Origin of the sequence: Janthinobacterium sp. PC23-8 (assembly GCF_002250505.1) — a bacterium.
Lineage (GTDB): Bacteria > Pseudomonadota > Gammaproteobacteria > Burkholderiales > Burkholderiaceae_D > Janthinobacterium.
The window spans coordinates 140,118-159,242 of the sequence record NZ_NJGY01000003.1 but is presented as its reverse complement, the minus strand read 5'-3'; the positions used below and the strand labels follow the sequence as shown (position 1 = coordinate 159,242).

Here is a 19,125-nt window from a genome sequence, read left to right as displayed (position 1 = left end):
CCGTATTCAGTAATGGTGTGCCGCTTGCAGGGCGAATCAGCCGAAGCGGCCGGTAATGTAATCCTGGGTTTCCTTGCGGGCAGGATTCATGAAGATCTGATCCGTCTCGCCGAATTCCACCAGTTCGCCCAGGTACATATAGGCAGTATAGTCAGAGCAGCGCGCCGCCTGCTGCATGTTGTGAGTCACGATGGCGATCGTGTAATCCTGTTTCAGTTCGCTGATCAGCTCTTCCACCTTGGCGGTCGAAATCGGGTCGAGCGCCGAAGTCGGCTCGTCGAGCAGCAGCACGTCCGGCTTCACCGCCACGCCGCGCGCGATGCACAGGCGCTGCTGCTGGCCGCCCGACAGCGACAGGCCGCTCTTGGTCAGCTTGTCCTTCACTTCACCCCACAGCGCGGCCTTTTTCAGGGCCCATTCGACGCGCTCGTCCATCTCGCCCTTCGACAGGTCTTCATACAGGCGCACGCCGAAGGCGATATTGTCGTAGACCGACATCGGGAACGGCGTCGGCTTCTGGAACACCATGCCGACCTTGGCGCGCAGCATGTTGACGTCCTGGTCGGCGTCGAGCACGTTGCGGCCGCGGTACAGGATCGAGCCTTCGGCGCGCTGGCCCGGATACAGGTCATACATGCGGTTCAGGGTGCGCAGCAAAGTCGACTTGCCGCAGCCCGACGGGCCGATAAAGGCCGTGACCTTCCTTTCATGGATATCGAGATTGACGTTGTGCAAGCTCTGGGTCTTGCCGTAGAAAAAGTTCAGGCCCGAAATTTCGATGGTTTTCTTTTTTGGCAGCACGTCTTGGGCTGGAGTCATTTGGGTATGCATGGTTTCGCTTCGCTGTAATGAGCTGATAACGGCTACTGATTAATTGGGGACTTTTTGGCTGAACACGGTACGCGACAGGATGTTCAGGGCCAGTACGCTGAAGGTGATCAACAGTGCGCCACCCCAGGCCAGCGAGCGCCAGTTGTCGTACGGGCTCATGGCGAACGAGGCGATCACGGACGGCAGGTTGGCCATCGGCGCGTTCATGTTCAAACTCTGGAACTGGTTGTTCAAGGCCGTAAACAGCAGCGGTGCGGTTTCGCCGGCGATACGGGCCAGGGCCAGCAGCACGCCCGTGATCACGCCGGCCTTGACGGCGCGCAAGCGCACCAGGGTGGCGACCTTCCAGCGCGGCGCGCCGAGCGCAAACGCGGCTTCGAGCAGGCTGTTGGGCACCAGGCGCAGCATGTTGTCGGTGGTGCGCACCACCACCGGCACGGCGATCAGCGACAGCGCGATGGCGCCGGCATAGCCCGAAAAGTGTTTTACTTGCGCTACATACAGCGCATACACGAACAGGCCGATCACGATCGATGGGGCCGACAGCATGATGTCGGTGACGAAACGCGTCACTTGCGCAAACTTGTTTTCTTCGCCGTATTCGGCCAGGTAGATGCCGGCAAAGATGCCGATCGGGGTGCTGACCAGGGTTGCCAGGCCGACCATCAGGCCGCTGCCGACGATGGCATTGATCAGGCCGCCACCTTCGCTGCCGGGGGCCGGCGTGGTTTGCGTGAACATGTCGAACGACAGCGCGCCGAAGCCCTTGATCACCAGCGTGAACAGAATCCACACCAGCACGGCCAGGCCCAGCACCATGGCGCCGATCGACAGGGCGATACCGACGCGGTGCATCAGCAAACGCTTGCGGTAGACAGGGTTCATGGCCGGCTTGGCCGGTACGTCGAGAGTGCTAACTTGGCTGGTTTGGCTCATTTGGTGCCTTCTTTGCGGGACATGCCAGCCAGCATCAGCTTGGCGGCGGACAGGACGATAAAGGTGATGACAAACAGGATCAGCGCCAGCGAGAACAGCGAGGACACGTGCAGCGCCGATTGTGCTTCGCCGAATTCATTGGCCAGCAGGGAGGTGATGCTGTTACCGGCGGCAAACAGCGACCAGGACAGCTTGTTGGCGTTACCGATCACGAAGGTGACGGCCATGGTCTCGCCCAGGGCGCGGCCCAGGCCCAGCATGACGCCGCCGACCACGCCGGTCTTGGTGTATGGCAACACGATCTTGCGCACCACTTCCCAGCGCGTGCAGCCCAGGCCGTAGGCCGATTCCTTCAATACCGCCGGCACGATCTCGAACACGTCGCGCATCACCGAAGCGATGAAGGGGATGATCATGATGGCCAGTACCAGGCCGGCCGTCAGCAGGCCGATGCCCATCATCGGGCCGCTGAACAGCGGGCCGATCAGCGGCACATTGCCCAGCGTGGCTTTGAGCACCGGTTGCACGTAGTCGGCAAACAGCGGCGCGAACACGAACAGGCCCCAGATGCCGTAGATAATCGACGGCACGCCGGCCAGCAGTTCGACGGCCGTGCCCAGCGGGCGGCGCAGCCAGGCCGGGCAGATTTCAGTCAGGAACAGGGCGATGCCGAAACTGACGGGAAAGGCGATCAGCAAGGCGATGACGGAGGTAACCAGGGTGCCGATGATGGGAATCAGCGCGCCGTACTGGTCATTGACCGGGTCCCACTCGGCCGACACGATGAAGTGCAGGCCGAAGGTCTTGAAGGCGGGGATCGACTCGTGGATCAGCGAAATGATGATGCCGACAAGAACTACCAGCACCGACAGGGCGAACAGCATCGTCACCTTGTGGAACAGGAAGTCCTGCATGCGCTGCTTGCGCATGACCGACATCATTGCTGTATGACTAATGGAGTCGGTCATGCTGGCGCCTGACATTGAAATCGTGGAAGAAGTAGATTGTGCGCTCATATTGGGCCAAGTGTGGTGGTGCTGACGGTACAGCTGGATGACTGTTTTTACTCGTTTAGCCGGGAGCGCCTGCCAAGGCGGCGGGCGGTCCTGGCTAACTCCCTGCCCCGCCGCAGGCGCGGCGACGCAAGGAAGGGACTTTATGGCAATACCATGCAGATTAGTAGATGGCCTTGCCGGACGCATCTTTCAGATTGGCTTTCCACGATTCCTGCACCAGTTTCACGACCGACGCCGGCATCGGCACGTAGTCCAGTTCAACGGCGGCGGCGCCACCGTTCTTGTAGGCCCAGTCGAAGAACTTCAGCACTTCCTTGCCTTTGGCGGCATCGGCTTGTACTTTGTACATCAGAATGAACGACACGCCGGTGATCGGCCAGCTGTTCTTGCCAGCCTGGTCGGTCAGCACCACGCCGAAGCCGGGGGTTTGGGTCCAGGGCGCCGAAGCGGCAGCGGCCTTGAAGTTGTCGTCGTCAGGCTGCAGGTAGTTGCCATCCTTGTTTTGCAGCTGGGTGTGCGACATGTGGTTTTTCTTGGCATACGCCCACTCGACGTAGCCGATCGCACCCTTGATGCGCTGCACGTTGGCGGCGACGCCTTCGTTACCCTTGCCGCCCACGCCCACAGCCCATTTCACGGCCGAGCCAGCACCGATTTTCGATTTGAATTCCGGGTTGGTTTTCGACAGGAAGTCGGTGAACAGGAACGACGTGCCCGAACCGTCGGCGCGGTGCACCACGGTGATTTCCGTGTCCGGCAGCTTGACACCGGTGTTCAGGGCGGCAATTTCCGGCGCGCTCCATTTGGTGATCTTGCCCAGGTAGATGTCGGCAACAACCTTGCCGGTCATTTTCAGCTGGCCGGGCTTGACGCCGTCCAGATTGACAATGGTGACCACGCCGCCCATGATGGCCGGGAATTGCATCAGGCCGGCTTCTTCCAGCTCTGCTGCCGTCAATGGCATGTCGGACGCGCCGAAATCAACGGTCTTGGCCTTGATTTGCTTGATGCCTGCGCCGGAACCCACGGATTGATAGTTCAGGCCGTTGCCGGTGCTGGCCTTGTAGGTCTCGGCCCATTTGGCGTAGATCGGGTACGGGAACGTTGCACCAGCACCTGTCATATCTGCCGCCATGACGGAAGCGGAAGAAAATGCCATCGCTGCCGAAGCACCCACGACGATAAATTTGAACATTTGCTTCATTTGCATATCAAGTCCTCAGGTTATTACAAGGTTGTTGGAGCGTCACGCCCCGGTTAATGCTGTGCAGTCTAGCAATCGAATATGACAGCTTTATGACATGCCTGAAATTTGTTGAAATATTTGCCTACGCCCCGAAAACCCGGCGTTTGCACGCGTTTCATGACATGCTGGAAGCGCCTTTATGACGCGCGATGTCACGGTCTCGTCATATTTCATGATTACACTATTGGCATGTCTACGCATGTCAACGCGCCCGAATACGGCTAGAATTAACTATCTGCAAAGTTAGAAGAATATGAAACCTGAACTGCACACGGAAGTGACCAAGTCGGGCATCCTGCTTGACCGGGAATTGTCGCAACTGACCTTCAACCGGCGCGTGATGGCGCAGGCGGAAGATCCGAACATTCCCCTGCTCGAACGCCTGCGCTATCTGTGCATCGTCAGCAGCAACATGGACGAGTTCTTCGAAGTGCGCGTGGCCAGCCTGCTGGCGGCCGGCAGCATCGGCGGCACTCTGGCCGGCCACCCTACCCTGGCAGCCAACCTGCAGCGCATCGACAAGGAATGCCATGCGCTGGTGGAACAACAATACGAAATCCTCAATAATGACGTGCTGCCGGCCCTGCGCGCGGCGGGCGTGCACCTGCTGCGCGACCAGGACCGCAACGAGGCGCAGCGCGCCTGGGTCAAGGATTATTTCGACCGCGAAGTGCGCCCGCTGTTGACGCCGATCGGCCTGGACCCGGCGCACCCGTTTCCACAAGTAATCAACAAGAGCCTCAATTTCATCGTCTCATTGAGTGGCAAGGACGCCTTCGGCCGCGGCACGGCGATCGCCATCGTCAAGGCGCCACGCGTCTTGCCGCGCGTGATCAAGCTGCCCGACGAGATTTCCGATGGCGTGTCCTTCTGTTTGTTGTCTTCCGTCATACACGCGCATATCTCGGACCTGTTCGCCGGGCGCGAAGTGATCGCCTATTCGCAGTTCCGCGTCACGCGCGACAGCGACCTGTGGGTGGACGAAGACGAAGTCAAGAACCTGCGCCAGGCCCTGAAAGGCGAACTGGTGGGTCGCCAGTTCGGCACCTCGGTACGCCTGGAAGTGGCGCGCAACTGCCCGCCAGAACTGTCGCAATTCCTGCTCGACCAGTTCAGTCTGGACCAGAGCCGCTTGTACCGCGTCAACGGCCCCGTCAATCTGGTGCGCCTGTCGGAAATGATCGACCACGTCAAGCAGCCGGCCTTGCGCTTCGCGCCGTTCTTCCCGGGCCTGGCCAACAAAGCCATCGGCAACGACATCTTTGCCGCGCTGGCCAAACATGACATCCTGCTGCACCACCCGTATCAATCGTTCCAGACGGTGATCGACTTTATCCGCAGCGCCGCCTACGACCCGAGCGTGGTGGCCATCAAGCAGACGATTTACCGCACCGGCATGAATTCGGACCTGATGGAGTCCCTGATCATGGCCGCCAAGCTGGGCAAGGAAGTGACCGTCATCGTCGAACTGATGGCGCGCTTCGACGAAGAAGCCAATATCAACTGGGCCGACAAGCTGGAACAAGCCGGCGCGCAGGTGGTGTACGGCGTGGTCGGCCTGAAGACCCACGCCAAGGTGGCGCTGGTGATCCGCCGCGAAGAAGGCGCGCTGCGCTTCTATGCACACCTGGGCACCGGCAACTACCACCCGACCACCACCAAGCTGTACACCGACTTTGGCCTCTTGACCGCCAAGCAGGACCTGGCGGTGGAAGTGAACGAAGTGTTTATCCACCTGACCAGCCTGACCAAGCCGCACAATCTGAGCCATCTGTGGCTGGCGCCGTTCGGCCTGCAAAGCGAGATCATCAAGGCCATCCGCAACGAAGCGAAGATCGCCCGCTCGGGCCGGCGCGGCCGCATCATCGTCAAGATCAATGCGCTGGTCGATGAGTCGGTGATCCGCGCCCTGTATGCGGCCTCGACCGATGGCGTGAAGATCGACCTGATCGTGCGCGGCGCCTGCACCCTGAAACCGGGCGTGCCGGGCTTGTCGGAAAACATCAAGGTGCGCTCGGTGATCGGCCGCTTCCTCGAGCACAGCCGCATCTATTACTTCCGCAACGACCTGGCGCACGATGTCTACCTGGCCAGCGCCGACTGGATGAGCCGCAACCTGTTCCGCCGCGTGGAAGTGGCGTTCCCGATCCTGGACCGGGCCTTGAAACGCCGCGTGATTGCCGAAGGCCTCAATCCGTATTTGAAGGATAATACGAATGCCTGGGAACTGGAGTCGAGCGGCCAGTACACGCGCCGCAAGCCGCGCGCCAAACAGACGCCGTTCAGCGCCCAGCAATACCTGATGCACAACCTGGGCACACCCGCCCCGGACGTGGGCGAGTAAGCCCGCCGAACGCATCGCCAATCGCACCGACCAGGAGGAACACATCATGGATCTTATCTTGTGGCGCCATGCCGAAGCCGAACCGGGCTTGCCCGACCTGGAACGCGCGCTGACCGTCAAGGGCCAGAAACAGGCGCGCCGCATGGCTGAATGGCTCGGTTCGCAATTGCCCGACAATTGCCGCATCCTCGTCAGCCCGGCCGTGCGCACCTTGCAAACGGCCGAGGCGCTGGGCCGCAAGTTCAAGCTGATGCCGGAACTGGCGCCCGGCGCCGAAGCGGAAGATATCCTGAAAGCGGCCAACTGGCCCGGCAACAAGGAAACCGTGCTGATCGTCGGCCACCAGCCCACTTTGGGCCAGGCGGCCGCGCTGCTGCTGACGGGGGAGGAACAGGACTGGGACATGCGCAAGGCCAGCGCCTGGTGGTTTTCGCAGCGCGAACCGGGCGACGCCCTGAGCGTCTATCTGAAGGCCGTGATGGCGCACGACCTGGTAGTGAAGTAAAGGTCAAGCCCGCGCAACAACCAAGGCCGAGGCGGCTTGTAAAGCGCCGACTATCTGCTAGAGTTTAATTGCATCAACACCGCGCCCTGGCCTCGCTGGGGCGCATTGTGCAACCCAGCGGACGGCCGTCCAACGGCGGCTGAAATAGTATGTTGACCTTTCTTGTCTTTCTCTTTATCGCCATCTTCGCCGCCATCATCGGCTTTGTCGCCTTTGAGCTGATCGAAGAGATGCGCGGCAGCCACCACAAACTGATGGACCGCTATCACGAGTAGCGCAGCGAGCTCCAATCAATGGCGCCAGTGACGATATCAACGTCCCTCGCGCCGTTGCTGTTTTTCAGACTCCCGTTTTGAACTTGGTATAGATACGCGTCATCAGTCGGCGGATATCGGCCGTGATCGGCTCGGGTGCGGCCATGCGCTGCTTGTCGGCGTCCGACAAAAAGATGGCCTTGTTCTCGGCGATGTCCTTGCGCACGTATTTCAGGCTCGGCACATTCGGGTTGGCGTAGAACACCTTGTTGCTCAGGCTGGCATGCACTTGCGGGCGCAGGATGTAGTTGATAAAGGCGTGCGCATTGTTCGGGTGCGGCGCGTCGGCCGGAATCGCCATCGTGTCGAACATCAGCGCCGCCGTTTTCGGCACCAGAACCTGGATCACATTGCCGTTCCTGGCGTCCAAGGCACGCTGGCGCGCGATATTGATGTCGCCCGACCATCCCAGCGCCACGCAGACGGAACCGTTGGCCATGTCATTGATATAGCCAGACGAGCTGAACAAGGTCACGTAGGGACGGATGGCCTGCAGCACCTTGCCCGCTTCCTGGTAGTCGGCCGCCGTTTTCGAATACGCCGGCTTGTTCAGGTATTGCAGCGCGGCCGGCAGCACTTCGGACGGCGAATCGAGGAAGGAGACGCCGCACGATTTGAGCTTCGACACATACTTGGGGTCGAAAATCAGGTCCCAGGCGTTTTCCGGCATCGGCATGGCGCCCAGCGCGGCCTTGACCTTGTTGACGTTGATGCCCACCGTGGTGTAGCCCCACAGCCAGTCGACCAGGTAATCATTGTTCGGATCGATCCTGGCCAGCTTGGCCTGCAGGTTGGCGTCGAGGTTGCCGATGTTGTTCAGCTTGCTCTTGTCGAGCTTGCGCAGCAGGCCCGCGTCGATCTGCAGCCGCGCCCACTGGGCGGTCGGCACCACGATGTCATAGCCCGACTTGCCGGCCACCAGTTTCGCGTTGAGGATTTCGTTATTGTCGAAAACGTCGTAGCGCACCTTGATGCCGGTTTCCTTCTCAAAATTCTTGATCGTCTCGTCGCCGATATAGTCGGACCAGTTGTAGATATTCAGGACTTTTTCTTCCTGCGCATGCGCGGGCACCGCCAGCACGGCCGCCGCCAGCGTCATGCCCAGTACCATGCGTCGTCCTGCCTGCCATTTGCTTGCCATATCCCAACCTCCAGAGTCATCAGAAAATACTGTTGATGATAGCAACAAGGGCGCGCTCAGGTCTACCCTGATCGCGCCCTCGCGGCCTGGCAACAGGAAAATTACACTTTGTCCAGGCCCACCAGCGCGCCCGTAAACACCAGGTTGCCGCCCTGTGCATCGATGCGGATCTCGTCCTTCGGACCAAACTTGCCTTCGAGGATAAGCTTGGACAGCGGATTTTCGATCTGCTGCTGGATCGCCCGTTTCAATGGCCGTGCGCCGTAGACCGGATCGTAGCCCGCTTCCGCGATCTTCTGCAGCGCGGCATCGGTCAGCGACAGGCCCATGTCCATGCGCGCCAGGCGCTCTTCGAGGATCTTCAGCTGGATCTTGGCGATCGCGCCGATATTTTTCTCGTCGAGGCCATGGAACACCACGATCTCGTCGATACGGTTGACGAACTCGGGCCGGAAGTGAGAGCGTACCTCGGCCATCACGGCCAGCTTGACGACGCCGGGATCATCGCTTTCCATCGCCTGGATTTTATGCGAACCCAGGTTCGAGGTCATGATGATGACGGTATTCTTGAAGTCCACCGTGCGCCCCTGCCCGTCCGTCATGCGGCCATCGTCCAACACCTGCAGCAGCACGTTGAACACGTCGGCGTGGGCTTTTTCCACTTCGTCGAGCAAAATCACGCTGTACGGCTTGCGGCGCACCGCTTCCGTCAGGTAGCCGCCCTCGTCGTAACCCACATAGCCGGGCGGCGCGCCGATCAGGCGGGCCACCGAATGTTTCTCCATGAATTCGCTCATGTCGATGCGTATCATCGATTCTTCGGTATCGAACAAAAAGGTCGCCAGCGCCTTGCTCAGCTCGGTCTTGCCGACCCCCGTCGGCCCCAGGAACATGAAGGAGCCATACGGACGGTTCGGGTCCGACAGGCCGGCGCGCGAGCGGCGGATCGCGTCGGCCACGGCGGTGATCGCTTCGTCCTGGCCCACCACGCGCTCGTGCAGCTTCTCTTCGATATGCAGCAGCTTGTCGCGTTCGCCCTGCATCATGCGCGACACGGGGATGCCGGTCGCGCGCGACACCACTTCGGCGATCTCTTCGGCGCCCACTTGCGTGCGCAGCAGTTTCGGCTGGTCCGACGGCCCTTTCGCCAGCCCGCTGTCGGCCTGCTTCAACTGCGCTTCGAGTTGCGGCAGCTTGCCGTACTGCAGCTCCGACACCTTCTGCCAGTTGCTCTCGCGCGTGGCCTGCTCCATCTGCAGCTTGACGTTTTCGATCTCTTCCTTGATATGCGTGCTGCCCTGCACCACGGCTTTTTCCGCCTTCAGGATTTCCTCGAAATCATTGTATTCGCGCTGCAGCTTGACGATCTCCTCGTCGATCAGGCCCAGGCGGCGCAAGGACGCCTCGTCTTTTTCCTTCTTGACGGCCTCTTTTTCGATCTTCAGCTGGATCAGCCGCCGTTCCAGGCGGTCCATCACTTCCGGCTTGGAATCGATCTCGATCTTGATCTTGGCCGCCGCTTCGTCGATCAGGTCGATGGCCTTGTCGGGCAGGAAGCGGTCGGTGATGTAGCGGTGCGACAATTCCGCTGCCGCGATGATGGCCGCGTCCGTGATCTCGACCTTGTGGTGCAGCGCGTATTTGTCCTGCAGGCCGCGCAGGATGGCGATCGTCGCCTCCACCGTCGGCTCATCGACCAGCACCTTCTGGAAGCGGCGCTCGAGCGCGGCGTCCTTCTCGATATATTTGCGGTACTCGTCGAGCGTGGTGGCGCCCACGCAGTGCAGCTCGCCGCGCGCCAGGGCCGGTTTCAACATATTGCCGGCGTCCATCGCGCCTTCGGCCTTGCCGGCGCCGACCATGGTGTGCATCTCGTCGATAAAGACGATGCTCTGGCCTTCATCCATGGCCAGCTCTTTCAGCACGGATTTCAGGCGTTCCTCGAACTCGCCGCGGTACTTGGCGCCGGCCAGCAGGGCCGCCATGTCCAGCGACAGCACGCGCTTGCCTTTCAGCGACTCGGGCACCTCGCCATTGACAATGCGCTGCGCCAGGCCTTCGACGATGGCCGTCTTGCCGACACCGGGCTCGCCGATCAGCACCGGGTTGTTCTTGGTGCGGCGCTGCAAAATCTGGATGGTGCGGCGAATTTCATCGTCGCGGCCGATCACGGGGTCGAGTTTGCCCTTGCGCGCGCGCTCGGTCAGGTCCAGCGTGTATTTTTTCAGCGCCTCGCGCTGGCCTTCGGCCTCCTGCGAGTCCACTTTATTGCCGCCACGCACGGCCTCGATGGCGGACTCCAGCGACTTGCGGCTCAGGCCGTTTTCGCGCGCGAGCTTGCCGGCGTCGGACTTGTCGTCAACCATGGCCAGCAGTACCATTTCGCTGGAAATGAACTGGTCGCCGGCCTTTTGCGCTTCCTTGTCGGCCAGGTTCAACAGGGCCGCAAATTCGCGGCTGATCTGCACATCGCCGCCCGTGCCGGACACTTTCGGCAGCCGTTCCAGCGAGGATGTCAGCGCCTTCGACAGGCCGCTCACATTGGCGCCGGCCCGCGCTAACAGCGAGCGCGCGCCGCCGTCGTCCTGGTTCAGCAGGCTGGTGAGCAGGTGTACCGGTTCGATATAGGGATTGTCGTTGCCCACGGCCAGGCTTTGCGCGTCGGCCAGGGCTTCTTGCAGTTTGGTGGTGAGTTTATCTTGACGCATGATGAAAGGTGCTCCCGGTTAATTCGTTGTGAATCAAATTGGGGTGTGGCGGTCCTTTTCAAGCATACACATTGCAAGAAAATAATGCAGTGGCGCCGCATCGCCATGTGCGGGAAGCTTGACCTGCGTGGGCTAATCTAGTCAGTGCGCCATTTGTCGAGCGCGGTTTCGTCCGTCACGCGCGCATCGACCCAGCGCGCGCCCGCCGGCGTCGCTTCCTTCTTCCAGAACGGCGCAGCCGTTTTCAGGTAGTCGATAATGAATTCGCAGGCGGCAAAGGCTTCGCCGCGGTGGCCGGACGCCACCGCCACCAGCACGATCTGCTCCTGCGGCCGCAATGGTCCGACGCGGTGAATCACAAGGGCGCCGGCCAGCGGCCAGCGTGCCTGTGCCTGCGCGACGATGGCCTCGATCGCCTTTTCGGTCATGCCCGGATAGTGTTCGAGTTCCATCGAGGCCACGTCCAGTCCTTCGTTCATGTCGCGCACGGTGCCCACGAAGCCCACCACGGCGCCCACTCTGGGGTCATGCGCGCGCAATTGTGCGATTTCTTCGCTCAGGTCAAAATCGGCTTCCTGGATGCGCACGCTGACCGTGACTGTGGTCGTCGTCATGCGCCACCGCCGATGCGGCGCAGCAGCGCCTCGATGCGGCTGGCCGTGCGCGCGTCCGTCAGCGCGGCGATCGCGCATAGCTGCATCAGCTGCGACGCTTGCGTGAGCGGCTTCTGGCCCAATTTCAGGGACGACTGCAGCACGTCGACCTGCATCTTCAGGCGGTCGCGCGCGAACTCGGCGCCGCTGTCGACGCCGGCGACGATTTCCAGACGCAGCACTTCTTCCAGCAGGCGCGGCACGTTCGCCTGCAGCCTGGCCACATGGGCGGCGCTGTGCTCGCCCATGGCGGCCAGTGCGGCGGCAAAGCGCGTCTGCAGGCTGCGTTCGTATTGCGCGTCGAGCGGCGGCAAGGTGCTCCAGCGTTCGGTCCACACCTGCGCATCGAGCGCGCCGCCGTCGGCCAGCGCAAGTTCCAGTGCCTGCACCAGGCGCAGCTTGTCGCGCATGGCGTTCGCCTGCGCCGCGCCGGCGCGCTGGACGATGGCGTCGGCCTGCGCCTGCACCGAGGCGACAGCGGCCTGGTAGCGCTGCTCGAGCTTCGCTTCGCTGGCGCGCGGCACGGGCCCGGTGGCGTTCCAGGCGGCGCGCGTCTCGCGCAGCAAGGTGGCGATGGCCGCCGTGCGCTGCCTGTCGTCGCCTTCAGGCACGACAGCCGTTTCCAGCGCCGCGCACAGCGCCTCGCGCGCATGCAGGTGTTCGCGCCGCTCATGGTCGGCCGCATGCGCCGTTTCCTTGCGTTTCGCAAAGATGTCGTCACAAGCGGCGCGGAAACGCTGCCACAGCGCCTGCTCGGCGCGGCGCTCCAGCGGCAAGGCCTTGGCCAGTTCCTGCCATTTGTCCTGCAAGGCCTTGAGCATGTCAACCGTATTGCGTTCGGACGGTTTCAGCAGGCCCACTTCGACGATCAATTGCTCGCGGCGCGCCGTTTCGATCTGGCGCTGGGTATCGAGCGGTTTCGACAAGGCGTCCAGCGCCGCGCCGAATTCACCGTCCAGGCGTTTCTTGTCCTTGCGGTCGATGGTGCCCAGGCGCGTCCAGGCCTGGCGCAGCCGCTGCGAGTTCGAAGCCACCTGTTTCCAGTCGGTGCTTTCCTCGGCAGCCAGGGCGGTCGCCTCAACGATCAGTTCCCGCGCCTTCGCGGCATTGCCGTGGCGCTCGTCGGCCAGCTGCCTGAAATGCTGGGCAGCCGGCGCGTAGGCCACCGTGCAGGCGGCGTCGAACCGCTCCCACAGCGACTTGGGGGCCGGGCCGGACAAGGTATCGAGCGACTTCCAGCGCTCGCGCAGGCTGCCGACCTTGCGTGCCAGTTCGCTCATCGGCAGTTCTTGCGCCGGCAATTCCTCGGCCGCCTTGACCAGTTCCTCGCGCGAGACGTTGCCGCCCCAGCGCGCCCAGTCGGCCAGTTGCTTGAACTGCGCGCGCACATGGGCCAGGCGGTCGGCCTGGGCCGGCGTCAAGCGGCCATGCTTGCTCTCACGCAGGGTTTTGTCGTGCTCGGAGGCCACATGCAGCAGGCCTTCGGCCAGCGCCGCTTCCATGGCGTCGAGCGCCTTGAAGAACTGCTCGCTGCTTTCTTTCGAGACCGGCGCCGCTTCGGCGCGCGCTTTGCGCGTGTTTGAGCTCGATTGCGCAGGTTCGGCGGCAGGCGCCGCTTCCGGGGCCGCCGGCGCCGGTGCGCTGGCCAGCAAGGAGTCGAACTGCTGCTGCAAGGTATCGGACAGCGGCGACTCTGGCAGGCGCGGCAGCGCTTGCCAGGCGCGCTTGATGGCGTCCGCGTCGAGCGTGGCGGCGTCCTGCGCCTGCCATTCGGTCAATGCCGCCTGACGCGCGTCGAACACGGCCTGGTGCTGCTGCAGCGCCTGCAAGGCTGTTTGCGCCTGCTCGCGCGCCTGGGCAAAGTCGAGTGCCAGATGTTTCGGCAGCGATGCGCGCTCGGGCGACTGCCCGTGCAGCGCGTGCCCGGCGTCGAGGCTTGCCAGCGCTTGCGCCAGTTCCTGCGCCGACTGGCCGCCGGTGGCCAGCTTGCGCGCGCAAGCGACGGCGTCGATCACGGCGCGCTGCAGCACCACTTGCGCTTCCAGGCGCTGCGCCAGGGCGGCGCGCGCGGCGGTGAACTGTTCGGCCAGCTCTGGGGTGGCCTTGATGACCTGCCATTGACGATCGAGCTCGGCGACCTGGTTGGGACTGAGTTTTTCATCGTCCAGCAGGCGCTGCGCGGTGGCGATGCTGGCCTGGGCGCGCTGCGCTTCGGCCCCCTGGTGGCGTATCAGGTCGATGCGGCCCTGCACCAGCTTGGCGACGCGGCGGTCGGTATTGCGCATCGCCTGGTGGACTTTTTCCAGCAGCGGCAGCGCGTGTACATGTTCGGCCGCGATCAGGCGGGCTTCGGCAAATTCGCTGCCAATAATGAAGTCAAAGGCGGCCGCCTCATCGCCGGCCACGGCATGCGCGCGCGCCAGCTGTTCGGCGCGGCGCGAAGCGCTCTGCGCCGTGGCGGCGGCCTGCTCTGCCGCCACAGGATCCGGTGCGGTGGTTTTGCCAGCCTTGCTGACCTTGCTGGCAGAACGCTTGAAGAGAAATTCGAACATGACGGGTTTCGCGTGGATCAAAACCACCATCATAACAAAGCCAGGGGCATTGCATCAGAGAGCAATCGCGTAATTAACAGATAACTATCAGATAATTAACAGATAATTAACTTAAAATTTTTTCATCAAACCGGCCCCAGCGGCGACTTCATGCCACGTGGTGATGCTGGCCAGGCGTGCCAGCCGCGGCGGCGCAGTTAGCGGCCACTGCCGGCGCATGCGCCGGCACGCTGGCGTGGGACACGACGGCGCTCTGCACGAACGGCAGCACGCGCGCCTTGTTGTGGCGGTTTTCGGCGACGCGCGCATCGTGGGCCAGGAACTGGTAGGCGATGGCAAACCAGGCGTCGCCGGCAATCACCCGGCGCGCCAGGGCAAACAATTCACGCTCTTCCATTTCCAGGCGCGCCATCAGGGCGGCGCAAAAACTGTCGATGGCCGCACCCAACTGCTCCACTTGCGACCCCAGCCGTTCGGCGCTGTCGATGGCCGCCATGGTGCGCAGCTGCACCAGATTGACGCTTTCCAGCGCCGCATGATTGAGCTTGCCCAATTCTTCCAGCAAGCCGTCGGCGTGCGGCGTGGCCCGGCGTATCGCCGGCACCAGGTACTGGTCGACCTTGCGCCAGTAGCCGCACTGGTACAGGCGCTTGAGCCAGTCGCACGCGTAGTCCAGATGCGCCATGGACAGCTGTTGCTGCTGGCGCAACAGCGCGTGCATATACTGCTGAAACGACAGCAGGCTTACGCGGATGCTGGCCTGCTCGACCGACAAGGACACCAAAGTATAGGTTGCTGTAAGCATGCACTCACTCCCAAAAACGCGGCCAGGATGGAAACGTGAAGTTGAGAGTGTAAAGACTGCCGACAGCGACAGGATTGATCCTGCGCAAACCCTACCAGCACGGACTCACTGGCGCAGACGGATATGCAGATCCACCACGCCCGGCTCTTCCGACGGCGTGACGGTGCCGCCGAAGCTTTTCACCAGCCGCTGCATGCCCTTGTTGCGCGCCATCGCCTCGCCCACCAGTTCTTCCGTGCCGCGGCTGCGGAAGTAATCGACCAGTTTTTCAAACAGGATATGGCCCAGGCCCTGCGCCTTGAGCTTTGAGCGCACGGCGATCGCGAAGTCGGCCGTAATATTGTCCGGATCGGCCACGGCGCGCACCACGCCCAGGGTTTCCGGCTGGCCGTCCGGCCCCGTGTGGGTGGCGATAAAGGCCATCGCGCGGTCGTAGTCGATCTGCGTCAGGCGCGCCAGCTGCGACAGCGGCAGCTCGCGCATCGAGGTAAAAAAGCGCAGCCGCACGTCGTCCGGGTCGAGCGCATTGAACAGGTCGATATGCTGCAGCGCGTCTTCGGGACGGATCGGACGCAGCAAGAGGGACTGGCCCATCCATGTCACTGTTTCTTCCAGTTCCTGCGGATACGGGCGGATCGCCAGCCGGTCGGCGCTCTGGCCAGGCTGCAAACGGATGCGCGCGTCGAGCGCGATCACGCCGTCGGCGTCGGCCACCAGCGGGTTGATATCGAGCTCGGCCAGCTCGCCGATATCGGCCACCAGCTCGGCCACCTGGATCAGCGTGTAGCAGATGGCGTCGATATTGGCGGCCGGCTGGTTGCGGTAGCCAGCCAGCAGCTTCGACACCCGCGTGCGCGAAAGCATGTCGCGCGCCAGCACCATGTTCAGCGGCGGCAGGCCGATCGCATGGTCGGCCGTCACTTCCACCGAGATGCCGCCCTGCCCCACCAGAATCACGGGGCCGAAGGCGCTGTCGGTGGTGACGCCGACGATCAGTTCATGCGACTGCGGCCGGCGCGCCATCTGCTGTACCGTAAAGCCGTCGATCAGCGCGTCGGGCCGCATCTTGCGCACGCGCTTTTCCATGGCGGCGGCGGCCGTGCGCAGGATCGCCGGGTTGTCGAGATCGAGCGCCACGCCGCCGACGTCCGATTTGTGCGCGATATCGGGTGAATGGATCTTCAGCGCCACCGGGTAGCCGATCTCAAACGCCACCGCCAGCGCCTCTTCCACGTCGGCCGCCATGCGCGTGGTGGCGACCGGAATGCCATAGGCGGCCAGAATTTCTTTCGAGCGGCATTCGCCCAGCACTGTCTGGCCGGCGGCCAGCGCCAGCGCAACGATTTCGCGCACGCGCGCGCGGCGCGGCGCACCAGAGAGCGGCAGCTGGGCCGGCACCTCCATCAGGGTGTCCTGGTTGCGCCGGTACTGCACGATCTGCATGAAACCATGCACGGCTTTTTCAGGCGTATCGTAGGTGGGGATGCCGGCGCGGCTGAACACCTGGCGCGCGGCCGACACCGTGGTGCCACCGAGCATGCACGACAGCACCGTGCGCGACGTGGCCTTGATCAGCGGCGTGACGGCCTCGGCGATCTCGATCGAGGAGACCATGGCCGTCGGCGCATGCAGCAGCAGCATGGCGTCCGCGTCGGGTTCGGACAGCAAGGGCTTGAGCGCGTCGACATAGCGCTGCACCGGCGCGTCGCCGGCCAGGCCGACCGGGTTGTCGTGCGACCAGCCGGGCGGCAGCGCCTTTTCCAGCGCGATCACGGTCTCGGGCGACAGTTCGGCCAGCTTGCCACCCTTGCCCACCAGCGCATCGGTGGCCATCACGCCCAGCCCGCCGCCGTTGCACAGGATCGCCAGCCGTTCGCCGCGCTGGGCGCGGATATGCGTGAGCGTTTCGACCGCATCGAACAGCTCCTCGGCCGAATACACGCGCAGCATGCCGGCGCGGCGAATCGCCGCGTCGTACACGGCGTCCGACCCTGCCAGCGCGCCCGTATGCCAGGCCGCCATCGCCGCGCCTGCCGCTTCGCGCCCCGCTTTCAACACGATCACCGGTTTGCTGCGGGCGGCGGCGCGCGCGGCCGACATGAATTTGCGGGCCGCGTGTATATCTTCCATGTACAGCAAAATGGCGGCCGTATCGACGTCGCCTGCCAGGTAGTCGAGCAGGTCGCCGAAATCGATGTCGGCGCTGCCGCCCAGCGAAATGAATTTGGAAAAGCCCACGCCATGCGCGTGCGCCCAGTCCAGCACGCCCGACACCAGCGCCCCCGATTGCGACACGAAGGCGATCTTGCCGGTGGCCGCGCCCAGATGCGTAAAACTGGCGTTCAGGCCGATTTTTGGCACCAGAAGGCCCATGCTGTTCGGCCCCAGGATGCGCAGCAGGTGCGGTTTCGCCGCTTTCAACATCAGATGGCGCAGCTTGCCGTGTTCCGCGCTGTCGAGCCCCGCCGTCATGACGATGGCCGCGCGCGTACCCATGGCGCCCAGATCGCGTATCAATCCCGGCAAGGTGGCCGGCGGCGTGCAGATAATCGCCAGGTCGGGCGCCTTGGGCAACTGGCTCACCTTGTGATAGCAGCGCAGCTCGCGCAACTGATCGTACTTGGGATTGACGGGGTAGATGGCGCCCTGGTAGCCCCCCTGCAGCAGATTGTTCAGGGCGATGGCGCCCAGGCTGCGTTCGCGCCGGGAAGCGCCGACCAGGGCCACCGAGGCCGGCTTGAACAGCTTGTCGAGATTACGGATACTCATGCTCTGGCCTTATGGACTGTGCTTGCGATGTGCCCGCAGCGGCTGCGCCAGTGTTATAAGCGGCGACTGCGCCAGTGTATAGGATGCACCGGCAAAAAAACTTGACCTTGTGGTGCGTTTTGCCAAAAAAGTGCCGGCGTGACCACGGCGCGCTACCAGCGCGAGCGGTGGTTTTCCGTCACGCCCGCCAGCTGCGCCACGATGCGCTTGGGTGCGTTCGCGCTGGCGCGCACCCAGCCGCTGAAGGTGCCGATCGGCTGGATATGGCGGCTGGCCGCCAGCCACAGATTGCGGTCCGCGCGGCGCGCCCCTTCCGGCCTGAAATGCAGGTCGAGCAAATCGTCGTCGGTCCACACATGCCAGGGCGAGAGGGGATTGTCGGGATTGAAATCGAAATGGGCGCGCGCCAGCGGGTACAGCTGGCCGTCGAGCCACAGCGCGTTTTCCTGGGCGCCAAAGTAACCGGCCTGCAGATTGAAACCGATATCGAGCCCGTGCGCCGAAGCCCAGCGCCATTCCGTCTCGCGCGGCAACAGGCCGTTCGAATAGTCAAAGCTGGCCACGCCGTCGTCGAGGCTGTAGCCGATGGCGCCGCAGCGCACCGTGCCCCACAGCGGCAGACCGCCCGACTTTTGCGTCGCATGCACGCTGCCGCCTGGCACCGGACCGACGGCCAGCAACATCGGCGAGACCGGCGGGCCAAATTCGGCGTCGATGCCGAAATGGCCGCAAGCGAGCCGCAAGCGGTAGCGCTGCTGGGGCGCCGCCTCGATGTCGATGGCCTGCGACAGGAAACGAAAGCGGCTGCCGGCAGCGGCATGCGGCGCCACGCTCGCTGACAGTCCCGGCACGCCGTCGCGCGAAAATGACGCCACGAATTTGCCCTTGCGGCGGTCGAAAGCATAGGCAAAGGCGGTGCTGGCCCAGCCCAGGTCGATGATGGCCACTGCGCAAAACAGCTCGGGCGTGGCCAGCGCCACATGATGCCAGCGCTTGTGGTGGAACAGCCGCCACAGGCTTGCCCGCGCATGGGGCGGCGCCAGCCGCGCCCAGTCAAAGGCGTCGGCCAGGCCGGCATACCGGCCGCATTGCGGCTCACCGCTGGCGTCGATCAGGGTCGCTGGCGCTGGCGGCAACGTCATGCGGCGCGCCTCCGCTGCGGGGTGACTCGTCGATGCTGGCGGTCGCGTTTGTCCATAGGTTTGTTCATGCTATAAAGATACCGCATTTTTCATGCGCGGTTCGCATGGTTGACTCACCCGCCGGGCGTTTGATTGCCTGCTTGACAGCGGCAGACGGCTGCGA

14 protein-coding genes are annotated in these 19,125 nt (G+C 63.1%); 3 read left to right on the top strand and 11 right to left on the bottom strand.

Features of this window, described 5'->3' with window-relative positions; genetic code table 11:
- Positions 1-36: 36 nt before the first annotated feature.
- The 4 genes from pstB to pstS all read right to left on the bottom strand — a co-directional run bounded on the left by pstB (position 37) and on the right by pstS (position 3,993).
- A complete protein-coding gene (pstB, locus tag CD932_RS20185) occupies positions 37-831 on the bottom strand; it encodes a phosphate ABC transporter ATP-binding protein PstB (RefSeq protein ID WP_094444607.1) in 795 nt (264 codons plus the stop codon).
- Positions 832-870: 39 nt separating this feature from the next.
- The gene (pstA, locus tag CD932_RS20180) at positions 871-1,767 is read right to left on the bottom strand and encodes a phosphate ABC transporter permease PstA (protein ID WP_094444606.1); all 897 of its coding nucleotides are present in this window, start codon (positions 1,765-1,767) and stop codon (positions 871-873) included.
- Positions 1,764-2,735 (bottom strand): phosphate ABC transporter permease subunit PstC, encoded by a 972-nt coding sequence (pstC, locus tag CD932_RS20175; protein ID WP_094445277.1) that lies wholly within the window; start codon positions 2,733-2,735, stop codon positions 1,764-1,766. Before pstC ends, pstA begins: the two co-directional genes overlap by 4 nt.
- A 208-nt stretch (positions 2,736-2,943) precedes the next feature.
- The gene (pstS, locus tag CD932_RS20170) at positions 2,944-3,993 is read right to left on the bottom strand and encodes a phosphate ABC transporter substrate-binding protein PstS (RefSeq protein WP_094444605.1); all 1,050 of its coding nucleotides are present in this window, start codon (positions 3,991-3,993) and stop codon (positions 2,944-2,946) included.
- 289 nt (positions 3,994-4,282) lie between these two features.
- Here pstS and ppk1 point away from each other — a divergent pair, with 289 nt between their 5' ends.
- The 3 genes from ppk1 (at position 4,283) to CD932_RS29485 (ending at position 7,153) form a co-directional block, all read left to right on the top strand.
- Positions 4,283-6,373 (top strand): polyphosphate kinase 1, encoded by a 2,091-nt coding sequence (gene ppk1 / locus CD932_RS20165; protein WP_094444604.1) that lies wholly within the window; start codon positions 4,283-4,285, stop codon positions 6,371-6,373.
- Positions 6,374-6,419: 46 nt separating this feature from the next.
- The gene (gene sixA / locus CD932_RS20160; RefSeq protein ID WP_094444603.1) at positions 6,420-6,878 is read left to right on the top strand and encodes a phosphohistidine phosphatase SixA; all 459 of its coding nucleotides are present in this window, start codon (positions 6,420-6,422) and stop codon (positions 6,876-6,878) included.
- A 149-nt stretch (positions 6,879-7,027) separates the two neighbouring features.
- A complete protein-coding gene (locus tag CD932_RS29485) occupies positions 7,028-7,153 on the top strand; it encodes a hypothetical protein (protein WP_254926692.1) in 126 nt (41 codons plus the stop codon).
- Between the two features lie 64 nt (positions 7,154-7,217).
- On the opposite strand, the gene CD932_RS20155 is transcribed toward CD932_RS29485, so the two are convergent.
- The 7 genes from CD932_RS20155 to CD932_RS20125 all read right to left on the bottom strand — a co-directional run bounded on the left by CD932_RS20155 (position 7,218) and on the right by CD932_RS20125 (position 18,962).
- Positions 7,218-8,303, bottom strand: coding sequence for a polyamine ABC transporter substrate-binding protein (locus CD932_RS20155; protein ID WP_176461112.1), 1,086 nt, complete (start codon positions 8,301-8,303; stop codon positions 7,218-7,220).
- Between the two features lie 131 nt (positions 8,304-8,434).
- Positions 8,435-11,041, bottom strand: coding sequence for an ATP-dependent chaperone ClpB (gene clpB, locus CD932_RS20150; RefSeq protein WP_094444601.1), 2,607 nt, complete (start codon positions 11,039-11,041; stop codon positions 8,435-8,437).
- Between the two features lie 137 nt (positions 11,042-11,178).
- The gene (gene moaE / locus CD932_RS20145) at positions 11,179-11,655 is read right to left on the bottom strand and encodes a molybdopterin synthase catalytic subunit MoaE (RefSeq protein WP_094444600.1); all 477 of its coding nucleotides are present in this window, start codon (positions 11,653-11,655) and stop codon (positions 11,179-11,181) included.
- Entirely contained in the window at positions 11,652-14,246 is a 2,595-nt protein-coding gene (locus CD932_RS20140) for a DUF349 domain-containing protein (protein WP_094445276.1), read from the bottom strand. Before CD932_RS20140 ends, moaE begins: the two co-directional genes overlap by 4 nt.
- Positions 14,247-14,394: 148 nt before the next feature.
- Complete coding sequence (locus CD932_RS20135; protein ID WP_141213324.1) at positions 14,395-15,051, bottom strand: hypothetical protein; 657 nt, start codon at positions 15,049-15,051, stop codon at positions 14,395-14,397.
- Between the two features lie 105 nt (positions 15,052-15,156).
- On the bottom strand, positions 15,157-17,820 hold the full coding sequence (locus tag CD932_RS20130; RefSeq protein WP_176461074.1) for a bifunctional acetate--CoA ligase family protein/GNAT family N-acetyltransferase: 2,664 nt from the start codon (positions 17,818-17,820) through the stop codon (positions 15,157-15,159).
- Positions 17,821-17,972: 152 nt separating this feature from the next.
- Positions 17,973-18,962 carry a DUF2804 domain-containing protein gene (locus CD932_RS20125; protein ID WP_094444598.1) on the bottom strand — a complete coding sequence of 330 codons (990 nt, stop codon included), beginning with the start codon at positions 18,960-18,962 and terminating at the stop codon, positions 17,973-17,975.
- Positions 18,963-19,125: the final 163 nt, after the last annotated feature.